Annotated in this window: 10 protein-coding genes and 1 other annotated feature; all 10 genes read right to left on the bottom strand. The window is 30.8% G+C overall.

Annotated elements, in window-relative coordinates:
- Nucleotides 1–97: 97 nt before the first annotated feature.
- The 10 genes from HF295_RS07900 to HF295_RS07855 all read right to left on the bottom strand — a co-directional run bounded on the left by HF295_RS07900 (nt 98) and on the right by HF295_RS07855 (nt 12,751).
- The gene (locus HF295_RS07900; RefSeq protein ID WP_312031631.1) at nt 98–1,546 is read right to left on the bottom strand and encodes a tryptophanase; all 1,449 of its coding nucleotides are present in this window, start codon (nt 1,544–1,546) and stop codon (nt 98–100) included.
- Between the two features lie 47 nt (nt 1,547–1,593).
- Nucleotides 1,594–1,840 (bottom strand) — a binding site (T-box leader).
- Between the two features lie 47 nt (nt 1,841–1,887).
- Nucleotides 1,888–2,835 (bottom strand): tocopherol cyclase family protein, encoded by a 948-nt coding sequence (locus tag HF295_RS07895; protein WP_312031630.1) that lies wholly within the window; start codon nt 2,833–2,835, stop codon nt 1,888–1,890.
- A complete protein-coding gene (locus HF295_RS07890; protein WP_312031629.1) occupies nt 2,819–3,169 on the bottom strand; it encodes a hypothetical protein in 351 nt (116 codons plus the stop codon). The genes HF295_RS07895 and HF295_RS07890 overlap by 17 nt, the downstream gene beginning before the upstream one ends.
- An 85-nt stretch (nt 3,170–3,254) precedes the next feature.
- The gene (locus tag HF295_RS07885) at nt 3,255–6,242 is read right to left on the bottom strand and encodes a glycosyl hydrolase (protein ID WP_312031628.1); all 2,988 of its coding nucleotides are present in this window, start codon (nt 6,240–6,242) and stop codon (nt 3,255–3,257) included.
- A 119-nt stretch (nt 6,243–6,361) separates the two neighbouring features.
- Complete coding sequence (locus tag HF295_RS07880; RefSeq protein ID WP_312031627.1) at nt 6,362–6,871, bottom strand: SOUL family heme-binding protein; 510 nt, start codon at nt 6,869–6,871, stop codon at nt 6,362–6,364.
- A 16-nt stretch (nt 6,872–6,887) separates the two neighbouring features.
- Nucleotides 6,888–7,817 carry an aldo/keto reductase gene (locus HF295_RS07875; RefSeq protein WP_312031626.1) on the bottom strand — a complete coding sequence of 310 codons (930 nt, stop codon included), beginning with the start codon at nt 7,815–7,817 and terminating at the stop codon, nt 6,888–6,890.
- Nucleotides 7,818–7,832: 15 nt separating this feature from the next.
- Entirely contained in the window at nt 7,833–8,243 is a 411-nt protein-coding gene (locus HF295_RS07870) for a hypothetical protein (protein ID WP_312031625.1), read from the bottom strand.
- 19 nt (nt 8,244–8,262) lie between these two features.
- Nucleotides 8,263–9,510 (bottom strand): AI-2E family transporter, encoded by a 1,248-nt coding sequence (locus HF295_RS07865; protein WP_312031624.1) that lies wholly within the window; start codon nt 9,508–9,510, stop codon nt 8,263–8,265.
- Nucleotides 9,511–9,512: 2 nt separating this feature from the next.
- Nucleotides 9,513–10,508: an SDR family oxidoreductase gene (locus HF295_RS07860; RefSeq protein WP_312031623.1), complete on the bottom strand. Its 996-nt coding sequence runs from the start codon at nt 10,506–10,508 to the stop codon at nt 9,513–9,515.
- Nucleotides 10,509–10,624: 116 nt separating this feature from the next.
- Nucleotides 10,625–12,751, bottom strand: coding sequence for a diguanylate cyclase domain-containing protein (locus HF295_RS07855; RefSeq protein WP_312031622.1), 2,127 nt, complete (start codon nt 12,749–12,751; stop codon nt 10,625–10,627).
- Nucleotides 12,752–12,819: the final 68 nt, after the last annotated feature.

Raw genomic sequence — 12,819 nt, 5'->3', positions numbered from 1 at the left:
ATTCTATCACACTTTTTAACTTTAAGTCAATGAATACCTTAAAAAGAAAAAAGAGAATATGAGGATTCTCTTTTGCATGTAATACAATGACTGTCAACTATAAACTATCACCGAAATCTTCTCTAAATTTTTTGACTAAATCTTCAATCCATGGACTAATAGTTGTTAGTCTTCCAAAGAAGAATCTTAATATTTCAGGTTCTAATTCAAAAACCAAACCTTGAACTAATTCTCGATGATTAAACAACCATATAATTCTATCGATAACATACTTCACCTGTGACAAAGTGAATACTCTTCTCGGTAAAGCTATACGCACCAACTCCATATTTGCTAAAGTTTCACTACCATCACTTTGCCTTTCTTCTGATAGTGTCCCACGTTCCATTCCTCTAATGCCTCCTGTAACATAAAGAGCAGCAGCTAAAGCTCCTGCAGGATACTGTTCTTGTGGTATATGTGGCAAGAAATCCTTAGCATTTATATGACAACCTAAGCCTCCTGCGGGTGTCACAACAGGAACACCAGCCTTGAGTAGTTCATTGGTCATGTATTCAATGAACTGAGGACCTTGATTTATCATATTCTCATCCATTGTTTCTTCTAAACCTATCGTGATGGCTTCTATTTCTCTAACTGACATACCACCATAAGTTAAAAAACCTTCATATAAAGTGATAAGTCCTTTCATCCGATCGTAATCTTCTTGTTTTCTAACCACAATCGCACCACCTCTTGCAGAACCTAGTTTTCTTGCAGAAAAATAGATGATATCACAAAGATTTGCAATCTTCTTGGTAATTTGTCTAATCGATTGGTTTTTAAAGTCTTCTTCTCGTTTCTTAATAAAATATAGATTATCACTTAATAATGATGCATCTAATACTAATAATATATTCGAATGATGACATAAATTGGATACTTCTTCCAAATTTTTTAATGAAAAAGGTTGGCCACCAATTAGGTTCGTTCCAGCTTCCATTCTTACAAAAGCAATATTTTCAGGCCCCTTATCCTTAATAAATTTTGCTAAGGCATTTGTATCCATGTTTCCCTTAAACATTTCGTCACTATTAATCTTAAGACCTTCTTCAGTCATAAGTTCAACAACCGTCCCACCATTCAATTGAATATGCGCTTTTGTGGTAGTGAAGTGATAGTTCATTGGAACAAATTGACCATCCTTAACATAAACTTGTGACAAAATATTCTCACAAGCTCTTCCTTGGTGAGCAGGCAAAACAAAATTCATGCCAAAAAGCTCTTGTATCTTACTCTCAAATCGATAAAAGGATTCACTACCAGCGTAACTATCATCAGCTACTAACATAGCAGCTTGTTGGTTTTGACTCATGGCGTTAACCCCACTATCAGTTAACATATCCATAAAAACATCTTTATTTCTTAATAAAAATGTGTTACATCCTGCTTCAATCATCGCCTTTGCTCTCTCTTCTACAGGAATAAGATTGAGTTTTTCAACAATCCTTACTTTGTGCATTTCTAAGGGTAAAGCTTGACCACTAAACAACTTAATTTGTTCCATTTCTACATCCTCCTTAAATTTATATAAAAAAAACCGTCCTTTGAAAATCAAAGGACGGAAATAACCGTGATACCACCTAAGTTTAACAATACCTCACGATATTGAACTCAACAAGTGTCTAACAACACTTTGCATTGACAACGGATGCAAACCCGGAAACTTCTACTAAGCATAGGCTTTTTGAAGTACAACTCCTAAGATGTATTCGGAAAAAAGATCCATGCACCTCTCAACAAACGGTTACTTTCTGTTTGGCTTCTATTTTTCTTACTAGTTCTTAATCAACATTTTTATATTGTAAATATCATAATCTAAGAACAGATAAAAGTCAAGAAAAACTTTTACATCATGATTTCTAATCCTGCATTACTCGTTGAATCTTCATAAATTAATTGCTTCTTTTTATATAATTTTATTTGAATTTCTCCTGATAAACCTTCTTTAATTGATTCAATCATTCTACCATTTCTTGGTGAAGCAAGGCTGATTGTATCTTTATTACTTGCTTTAATTTCCAACTTATATTTTCCTTTCTTTATTAGAAAATATACCTGATTGTCATATATTTCTTTCTTAATTATTTTCGAAAAATTATAAGTCGCAAATCGATATTCCTTTTTTTGAAATATTAAACTTGCAATCAATCCTTTAAAACGAAGCCCATAGAAAGGTATCGTTGCATAAGAAAACATTAATGCAGTATGGTTGTCTTTGAAATGATTAGATTGCATCCATACATAAGCTTGAGGAAAAGATCTTCCCCAATCCTTTTCAATATAAGATTTTCCATTTGTAAAATCAACTTCAGTATTGTTAATGTTAATTTTTCCAACAACATCATGGGTCATACTCACAACACCATGATAACATTCCATCATTTTGAAATAAGAGAAAAATCCCATGATTGAAGGCGACAATATAGATGTGTTTATTCTCACATGATTCGAGAAGTGAAGATGACCAGTTAATGATATATCATTATTTTTTAAATTAATATCAATGTAAGTATCAGAAAAATATTGATTTGATATATTCAGTAAAAAAGGATTTTTTTGCGCTTTAAAATCATGAACATCAAATTCAAAATAGCTATGAACTAAGTGACTATTATTAGTCAAAAAAACTTGAATAAAGGCGTGTGAATGTATTTTATTTAAACTAATACCTGGGATTAAAGCTAAAGTATACTTCTTATCATGGGTAACCATTTTATAATACCATCCTTCAAAGTAATTGTTTTTCTTTAAACTACCTTGAAAGATGATAGGGTTCCTAAGTTTTTGAAACATCGTTTTTTCCTATAAAGATGTAATGTAACAAAAACTCTAATATAAGCCCATAAAAAGCGCCTACTATAAATCCTAAAAAGTCTTGATAATTTGTAGCTGAATAAAAAGCAAATGAAACTCCTAAACCTATTAAAACTCCTCTTATGATTTTTCCTTTAATAGGTATGTTGATTGGTAATAAAGCAAAAACAAAGCCCATTAAAAACCGATTAAACCAAAAAGCAAATAAATACCAAGTATCTAAATTTGTTTTTGATCTTAACGATGCCCCTAAAATGCAAACAAGACCTAGTATAGATCCTATGATTAAACCATAAAAAATTCTTTTTAGCATATAAGTCCTCCTCAAATATATTATATCATTTTTATTAATTTAAAATAAAATGCACAACTCAAAAGTTGTGCATCTATGTTATTACCTATTGATTAGAAATTAATTCAACCTTGGTAAAAGAACGAGCATTGACTGAAACACTTGTAAATAAACCATCTTGATTATAAAAATCAATAGTCTTAGGACTTGTACTCGAATTCCAAATCATAGCATAAAGGTTATTGGATTCGTCTTTGTATACTGTAGATGTTACACCCATAGTGATTTCCATCCATACACTTGTATCTCTTCTTCCCAAAGAATCAAGGGCATGAATCATCCAGTATGTTCCTGATAACTCAGCTGGATAATCATCATTTAAAATTAATGATGAGTCAAATTCAATAATAGCTATGTCAGGATCAATAATAGCTTGAATAGCCCACATATTACTATACCATGTGTCTATCTCTCCATTCTTAGCTTGTAAATACGTTTGATATATTGATGATAATTTATCGTAATCTTTATCATTTAGAGCATAATTTGTTAAATATTCTCCAGTAGGCAACCATTGAATCCCGTAAATAAATGTTGGGTTTGCCCCAAACCAAGTTGCGTAATCATGCTTACCTCCCCATACCATTCCGGCAACATCTACATAGTCACCAAAGGCTGGATCCCAATTTTCTTCATCATAATCAAACCAGTATTCTTTGATTGCAGATATTTCTGTAACAAAGCCATAAATAGCAGCATTCATTCTAGCTTCATCGCCTGTTTGTAAGGCCCATAAATAACCAGCATTCCATGAATTTAAGGCTTCTGAAGTTGATTCTAAGTTGTTCCCTTCAGCAAAAGTCCCAAAACCATGAGCCCAGCTATGGCCTGCCCATGGATCAAAATTTCTCAAATATGCAAACTCAGCATCATCTTTATGTGGGTACATGTAATCATCCAATAAGAGTTCAACCATGTCCCCATACTCTTCAACAAAAGTTGAATCGTACATTGCTAATACTGCAGATCCATAAATTAAGTAGCCATGAGTGAAAGAGTGATCACTTAATGTTGAAGCTGTAGCAAAATCATCATTTGAGTAATATACACTTCCCCATGGATTATTGTAGAATAAATACTTATCATCACTTGTTCCATCATAGGTGTACCAATCAGCAAGTAAGTATTTTAACTTACCTACAAACGAAATTTCTAATAATTCTTCTCCTAATTGATCAGCAATAATAATTCCTTGTGCCAAAGGATAAATGGCTTTTGAATTCCAATAAGGACCTTCATCATTATAGAAATTGTCTAAATCACTAATTTCAGTTCTTGAATCAAGATCATATAAATAAGCAATTTGATCGCTTTGATTAAAGGCAGTGTTCTCAGGTAAGGTATAACCAGGTAACAAACCATTAAATGATAAGATGGTTTGGAAATAAGATCCTTCCATCACTTTTAAAGTACCTCTAACGGTTCTGTAAGAATAATCACTTAAAAGAGCATCACTATATTTATATTGATGAGGCATTAAAGCCAATAAAGGACTTTCAAAATTTGTACTTTTAAGATTTTGAACTATCATTTGATAATCTGTATAAACCATACTATTCATTTTATCAATTTCATAAGTAATTGATGTATCTGTAATCATTGAATAGCCATGATTGTGATAAAACATAGCTTCAGATAAATCATTTATAGCAGCGATTGAAAGATAGTTTCCATCTCCCAATGTCATTGATAGTTGGTTGTTATTCATTGTGAAAGTAGAATTATTAGGAACATTAACCAAATAGTATTTGTCTGTATATTGCGCTTGTCCAACATTTGCAGGTGGAGAAGTATCATAGCCAGAATGTCTTTGAACCATTTTTACAATAATAGCTTGGTCTTGATGTGTTGGTGTTGTAATTTTTTGTCCTTGTAGATTATAATATTCAATCGTAACACTAGAATCCATCGTGAGTGTCATCGAATTTTTGTTAGCTGTCTCTACAAAAACATAAGGTGATCCTTGGACTAAAGTCACAACCACTTCATCTTCAGAAAGTAAATTATTTTTCATTGCAACTTTGACCATTGAATCTGAATAATCGATAACTTCAGTAACATAACCAACATTCAAATCTGAAGACTTTAAATAAGCGTCTTTTAAGGCTATCGGAAATTGGGCAATGGTCTGATAACCCTCAGGATTCCAGTATTGAACAAAACCATCTAAAGGATTGGTTATTTCCATGCCTTCATTGGCAAAAGCGACTCTTAATGGATTTAAATACAAACCATTAGACCCTCCATAATTTTGAACAAGTAAGCTTGTCCACCACCCACTCGATGGAATGGCATCATTGAGTAAGTTTTTCCTCAAGAAAGTTGCGTTTATAGGATGAGCTATGCTTGAGTCACTTCCTGTCACATATGATCCTTGCCCAAGGCTTACTGTTCCTGTATCTCCAATAGGTCTAGAACCACTTGGACTAGAGTAAGTGCCTTCAACAATAGAAATACTTCTGGTCGCTGAAAAAGAATCTTCTAAATAAGAAATATTGTAGGTTAAATCATATTCTCCTACAGTTCCATAGTCAACAAAACCGGTGATTTCAATTAAATAAGTAATATCTTTTCCAAAAGATGAATAAGCCGATACATCAAGCATAGGATTAAAATAATGATCAACAATCACTTGAGTATCTTCTAAACCAAGGACTGTATCTATCACTTCAACTTCAGTGGTAGGTTCTTCTGTCGTTGGTTCTTCTGTCGTTGGTTCTTCAGTTGTTGGCACTTCAGTAGGCTCTTCGGTTGGAATTTCTGTAGGTTCCTCTGTTGGGATTGTTGTAGAAACTTCAGATGTTTCATCTGTCGTATCAACAATTGTCGTTGGCAGCTCAGTTGCTTGCTCAGAAGTAATTTCTTCTGTCGTTTGGAGCATCGTTGTCTCTTCAAAAGTGCTTTCTATTGTTGTTGGTTCTTCAGTAACTTGATTTGTTGTTGTTGGAAAATCAGTCGATATTCTTGTATCATCCGTGCATGATACAAGAACAAATAGCAAGATAAACATCGCTGCAATTAGAATTTTTTTCATATTTACTCCCTTAATATAGTCTATGACTCATTATATCATAATCATCCTAAAGATTAGTCAATAATCCACCCTAATTAAAAGATTCACCAAAGAACAAGTCTTGATGAATCGTCATTTATTTATTTTTTTATTTGGTATGCTATTTCATTTCTTCTAAAAATCCCAGGCACAATAGGTGGCTGATACCTTAAAATTAATCTACTAGATTGAATTAGATAATTATTATCATTTATATATTCAATTAAGATTCTATCATATTTATTAAAGTTTTCTTTTGTCCATTTACCTCTAAACTTAATAACCGCATAAATTGATTCATTCAATTGGTTTAAAAAAACCTTTTCACTCTTTGGCTTTGGTGCTAATTCCATAGAATACTTTGAAGGAACATAAAACCCAGTAACCAATTGATTATCTTCTTCATAGGTGACCACAGGTGTTGTCATAGAAATTTTTTGATTATTTTGATTTTCTCCTGAAATATAATTAAAAACATTATTAAAACCAGAATCCATCGAAGAATTCATTTGAGTTTTCGTTGAAGCTAACAATACATCTTTATATTGCCTAATTTCTATGTTTTTTTCTTTGTTTATTAATTTATATTTAATGGTTTCAAATAATGGCATATGACTCCTTTTCTAATTACCAAGGTGTATTTTGATATTTAATATAAGACTCATATAAACTCTCTAACTCTTTTTGTATATCTATAGATAAGTCATATTCTAAAGTTTTCAAGTTAGATATTAAATGGTCTTCGGTTCTTATTCCAGGAATAACACAAGATACTGCATCATAATTCAAAATATACTTTAAACTTGCATGTAAGATATCCTCACCAACTATTTCTTTAATTCTATCGACAATTTCCAATCTAGTCTTAATGTTATCTTGAGTCCATCTAGATCTAACGCCCTTAAATATAGTTTCTTTTGTATATTTGCCAGATAGCCACCCAGAATCTAATGGCACTTTGATCATTAATAAAATTCCTTGCTTTTCTATTTCATCAAACCATATTTTTGGTGATTGATGAATAATATTAAACATTAATTCTATAACATCTAGATTATTTTCTTTTAAAACAATTTCAAGTTCCTCTGGCCAATCGACACTAACACCGTAATGCTTTATTAATCCTAATTGTTTTAACCTATTTAATTCTTTGTATATAGGATGATCTCCATACAACATTTCTCTACCAGGATTATGTAATATCACTGAATCTATATAATCAGTTTGTAGTCTTATTAAACTTTCTTTCACTGAAAATTCAAGTCTTTCAACATCAAAATTTGTTTGTCCATGACTATCATGTCCAAATTTAGTATTAATAAAAACCTTGTTTCTAATTCCTTTCAAAGCTTTACCAAGTATAACTTCACTTTGACCCTTACCATAATTAGGTGCTGTATCAAATAAAGTAATCCCTTCTTGGAAAGCAGATTGAACAAGTTTAATAGCTGATTCTTCTTTCATTTCATCAAAATCAAAGCGATTACCTAATTGCCAAGCTCCAAACGATATTTTAGAAAATTTAAAGTCAATTTTTTTTGGATTAGAATATTCCATAAAAAAATCTCCTTTCTAATCTTCAAATGATATTTGGTGCTCTTCACACCATTGAAAAACGATTCTTCTTTGATATTGATTTCTAAAACGATAAAAATCATCAATAATACCTGCTTCATACATGACTGTCTTTGCTTTACTATAACCACCTCGACTAAAGAAAACTAAATATAATTTTTCTTTAAGATGTCCTTCTTGTAAATCAAAAAACTCTTGATACATATCTCTTTCAAAAGATTCTACTTTAACAGGTATCCAATCAGTATCATCATCATATTCTTGAAGAATATTATCTAATTCATCTACAGAATATATTGAATCATTGAAATAGACAATATCTTTTGAAACAATATTTAAAAAAACATAATCTTCAGTTTTATGTGTTTGGCATTGATCAATAATATCAAACAAATCGTTAATTTTCAAAACTATCACTTCCTAGATTTTATTTTTTATCTTCAGTCTCTTTTTCTTCTATGTGTACTTCCTCATCTTTCGCTTCTTTATCTTCTTTAATTTCTCTTTTGTTCTCTTCTTCAGAATTAAGTGTTTTGAAGTAATTAAAACTGACTTTAATTGTACCAGCAATAGGCACTGCTAAAATCAAACCAACAAGGCCAAAGATAGCTCCAAAGAAAATAAAACTTGAAAGAACTGCTAAGGGATGAATTCTAACTTGTTTTGAATATACTTTGGGTTGAACCAAAGTACTCTCTATAGCTTCTTCAATGATATTTAATAAAAAAACCATAACTATCGCAACTAAATAAACATAATTTGGATTCGCACTTTCAAAGTGAAGACTTAAAAACAAGACTACAGGCATTGACATCGCAATCCAAACCCCTATATAAGGTATGATACTAAAGACACCCATGACTAATGCGAATAAAATAGCGTGGCCTAAATTAAAACCAGGGATAAAGAAAGACAAAATACTATAAGTAATTGCAAAAAACACTGTAATAAATACCATGACAATTCCATAACCAGTAAAATAACCTTTGATCACTTTGTCAGTTTCTAGGGCTAATGCATGAATATGTTTTTGACTATTATGTGGGAAAACATGTAATATCCCATTAAAAACAGTATCTTTATCCTTCATTAAATAATACATAAATACTGGTGTTAATATCAAAATCATTCCTAATTGAGCGATGCTTGAAGTTACAGATCTTAAGCCTGTAAAAATAGAACCTAACCAATCAGATACTAAACTCGGTGTTAATCCGTAGGATTCAAAATTATCTATTAATGATTGTATATTTGATGTATCTAATCTATTTTGAATGATTTGAACAAGATTTTCTATAAATCCTTTAAAAGCTTCATTATCTAAGTATTCAATCAATCTTAATGAAACTGTCACTAATTGGGAGATAATAAAAGTTAAAGTGATAGATAAAACTCCTAAGATAAATACAAGACCAATCACCATTGATAATATGATTGAAACGGACCGGCTTAATTTAGTTTTTTTCTCTATCCAAAAACTTAATGGATTAATAATAAATGTAAACAAAAAAGCAATAGAAAAGGGTATAATAACGCTCTTTGCGGCATTTCCTAAACTAGAGAAAAAACCAGGTAAAATTCTAACAAGTTGGTTGATACCAAAAAATGAAATGCTTAGAATAGAAACAATAAGCAATAAGTATATAAGTCTTTCTTTAGTAAAATATTTCTTCATTTTTAACTCCTTAAATTCTTTTGATATAGTTCAATTGTTAAATCATAGAGTTCTTCATATTCTTCACTTATTTTTTGTTTTTCAGGCTGTGATTCATAGTACTTGATTACATCCATAACCACATCTTCATAGCCAATGTTTGAAGTATATTCTTGGCTGATTTTTTTGATTTTCGAGTTATCAAAAATAACTGACCATGATTTATCACCAAATAAAGGTCCTTCCATTTCAGGCATCATTTGGATAATAAAATCAGTAGGAATATGAATAATATGAGCCTTAACACCTAAAGCTTGGGCCATCATTTGAGTTAATTGATCCCAAGTATATAGTTTTTCACCAGTTATATGGAATACATCATTATAGGCTGCTTCATTTCCAATAAGATAGACAAAAGAATTGGCAAAATCCTTGGCATGTGTAATCGTCCACACACTAGTACCATCACCAGGAATGATAATTGGCAATCCATCTTTAAGTCTTTGTATATGAGCATACTCATAACCCCATCTTGTCATAACAGCCATAATCATTTTATTATCATAAGTATGTGATGGTCGAACTATCGTGATATTCATATCTATAACTGTTTTTAAATATTCTTCACATTCTATTTTATCTTGTGAATAAGACCAATAAGGATTTTTTAAAGGTGTTTCTTCAGTCATAGGATAATCTTCAACAGGTTTATGATAAGCACTGGCTGATGAAATGAAAATATACTGGCGAGTCTTGCCTTTAAAGACTTCTATATCTCTTTGAACATCTTCCTTGGTGAAAGCAACAAACTCAATGACAGAATCATAGAAATTATCTTTCATTAATGTCATCATTGCTTGCTTATCTTTAATATCACCAATAATAATTTTTACTGATTTAGGTAAATCTACATGGTGTATTCCTCGATTTAAAATAGTCACATCCATCTTCATTTCAACACATTTCCTAACAACATAAGTACTTATTGTACCACTACCACCTATAATCAAAATCTTCATAAATCTACCTCTTTCATAATATTATTAATGTTCTAGCAACTAAGTATAGTTTATCATAATTTTATAGAAGATAGAAAAAAAGAAATAACCATAATAAAGTTATTTCTTATTTGTTTTTAATAAGTAGAAGATGAAACACAGTTCTTACCATTTTCTTTACTAATATACAACTGATTGTCAGCTATACTAACAAAAATATCTTTAGACTTCTTTGAATTTGGTTGGGTTGTACATAGACCTATAGAAATAGTGACCGGTTCAGTTACTTCTAGATTATCAGAAATTTCAGCCAACTTAACTTGTAATTCTTTTGCATATACCTCTGCTTCATCTATATCACAATTTGGTAATATAATCACGAATTCGTCTCCACCATATCTTGCGACAAAATCATTTTCATTCCGACGGTGTTCATTCAATAAATGGGCTACTTTCTTTATAACTTCATCACCAATAAGGTGACCATAATGATCGTTAAAATCTTTAAAATTATCAATATCAACCATCATAATAGATAGGGGCTCAGATTGATTAATGGCTTTCATCCATAATTTTGAAAACACATCATCATATAATCTACGATTAGGAATACTGGTTAAACCATCATTTTCTGACAATATTTTTAATTTTTGATTTAATTCAGCCAACTGTTTAGTTTTAGTAGCGTTTTTAATTGCGATGGCTAGATAAGAAGATAAAGTGGTTAATAAATCTTGATGTGTATCAGTGTAAGCATTTTTCTCTTTTGCTTGGATAGAAAAAACACCAATAACTTCTCCTTCAACCATTAAAGGTGCATACATAGCAGAATGCATTAAATCTCCTCTTGTTGAAGCAAAAGCAGCTATATACCGTTTATATTCTTTTTCAATATCATTTATTTTAACAACTTCTTTGTTTAAAAAGCTCCACACTGACCAACTTTTCTTATTTTCCAATGATAATGAAAATGGATCTAATAATTTTCCTCTTTCAATAAATAAATCAAAGCGTAAAGCCTTACTTTCTTCATCAAATAAGCCTACACCCAAACTTTCAGCATTCATCAAAAGGTTTACATTTTCATATAATTGTTCGAATATTAAGTCTAATTGATGTGTTGAGGTCATGGCCTGTCCAATATTACTAAGGACATGCATTTGTTGGTAACTTTTTCTTAATTCATTTGATAATTGGCGGTAAATTCTTGTTTCTTCCAAAGAAGCTTTTAATTTTTCTTGATATTCAAGACTATTAATTCTTTCTAATCTTCTATTCTCTTCTACTATTTTATAAGCTTGATTATAGAGTTTATAAGATTCATAGGCTAAATCAAGCTTATTGTTTTTCTCGTAGAAATGAGCCACTTGTTCATAAAATCTTGGCATTAACTCATCCATGCCGATTTGTTTAGCGACATCTAAAGCCTTTTGATAAAAACTATGTGCTTGATTATAATCTTTTAGTTGATCATAAATATCAGCATATTCACTTAAAATTCTAAATAGAATATAGAGGTCTTTACTTTCGTTAGCCTTTTCAATACCTAATTCTAAATACTTTTTACTAAGAGGAACATCTCCACGTTTATGATGAAGCCTACCCAAAGAATAATAACAATGAGCAAGAAGTAAACTTTTATCATTTTCTCTACCATAATTAAGGGCTAAATGAAAGTTCTCTTCAGACTTATCCATATCATTTAAAGAAAAATATACATTACCAATATTTAAATAAGCAATGGCTTGCCCATAAGTATCTTCTATTTCTAAAGTTTTATCTAAAGATTTTTGATAGTAATCCAAAGCCACAGGATAATTCTTTAGATCTTCATGCATGGTACCTATATTATTTAATATTTTAGATTCTAACTCACCAAAACCATTATCTTTTGAAATGGTTAAAGCCTTCATATATTGACTAATGGCTTGGTCAAGAATCTCAATGGTCACATAAACATTTCCTAAACCTATCAAAGCATCAACCTTAGTGTAAGCATCATTAATCTTATCAGAAATTTTTAAAGACTTAGATAAAAAATCAATGGCTTCTTTAAAATTACCATTAATCCAATGACACCTGCCTATTCTCATATCAGCCTTAGCTTCTTGTTTTATATAGTGATGTTTTTTTGCAATAGAAAGAGCCTCTAAAGAAAGTTTTAAGGCTTCAGAAGTATCCTTATGTTCTGCATCCTTTGCTTTTTCTAGAAGTTTCTCAACAGCATCCAAATTGTTTTGAAGAAAATCACTTGTTTCAGGCATATATTTACCTCACAGTCTTTGTGATGTTTATAAAGATAGTTTTGATATATTTTAAAATAAATAATTAA

Origin of the sequence: Hujiaoplasma nucleasis (assembly GCF_013745115.1) — a bacterium.
GTDB classification, from domain to species: Bacteria; Bacillota_I; Bacilli_A; order Izemoplasmatales; family Hujiaoplasmataceae; genus Hujiaoplasma; species Hujiaoplasma nucleasis.
This window is presented reverse-complemented; position numbering and strand designations above follow the sequence as displayed.

What these genes read in the sequence shown, in the direction of transcription:
- HF295_RS07900 (WP_312031631.1), bottom strand. Translation starts at nt 1,546, where the DNA reads ATGGAACAAATTAAGTTGTTTAGTGGTCAAGCTTTACCCTTAGAAATG.
- HF295_RS07895 (WP_312031630.1), bottom strand. Translation starts at nt 2,835, where the DNA reads ATGTTTCAAAAACTTAGGAACCCTATCATCTTTCAAGGTAGTTTAAAG.
- HF295_RS07890 (WP_312031629.1), bottom strand. Translation starts at nt 3,169, where the DNA reads ATGCTAAAAAGAATTTTTTATGGTTTAATCATAGGATCTATACTAGGT.
- HF295_RS07885 (WP_312031628.1), bottom strand. Translation starts at nt 6,242, where the DNA reads ATGAAAAAAATTCTAATTGCAGCGATGTTTATCTTGCTATTTGTTCTT.
- HF295_RS07880 (WP_312031627.1), bottom strand. Translation starts at nt 6,871, where the DNA reads ATGCCATTATTTGAAACCATTAAATATAAATTAATAAACAAAGAAAAA.
- HF295_RS07875 (WP_312031626.1), bottom strand. Translation starts at nt 7,817, where the DNA reads ATGGAATATTCTAATCCAAAAAAAATTGACTTTAAATTTTCTAAAATA.
- HF295_RS07865 (WP_312031624.1), bottom strand. Translation starts at nt 9,510, where the DNA reads ATGAAGAAATATTTTACTAAAGAAAGACTTATATACTTATTGCTTATT.
- HF295_RS07860 (WP_312031623.1), bottom strand. Translation starts at nt 10,508, where the DNA reads ATGAAGATTTTGATTATAGGTGGTAGTGGTACAATAAGTACTTATGTT.
- HF295_RS07855 (WP_312031622.1), bottom strand. Translation starts at nt 12,751, where the DNA reads ATGCCTGAAACAAGTGATTTTCTTCAAAACAATTTGGATGCTGTTGAG.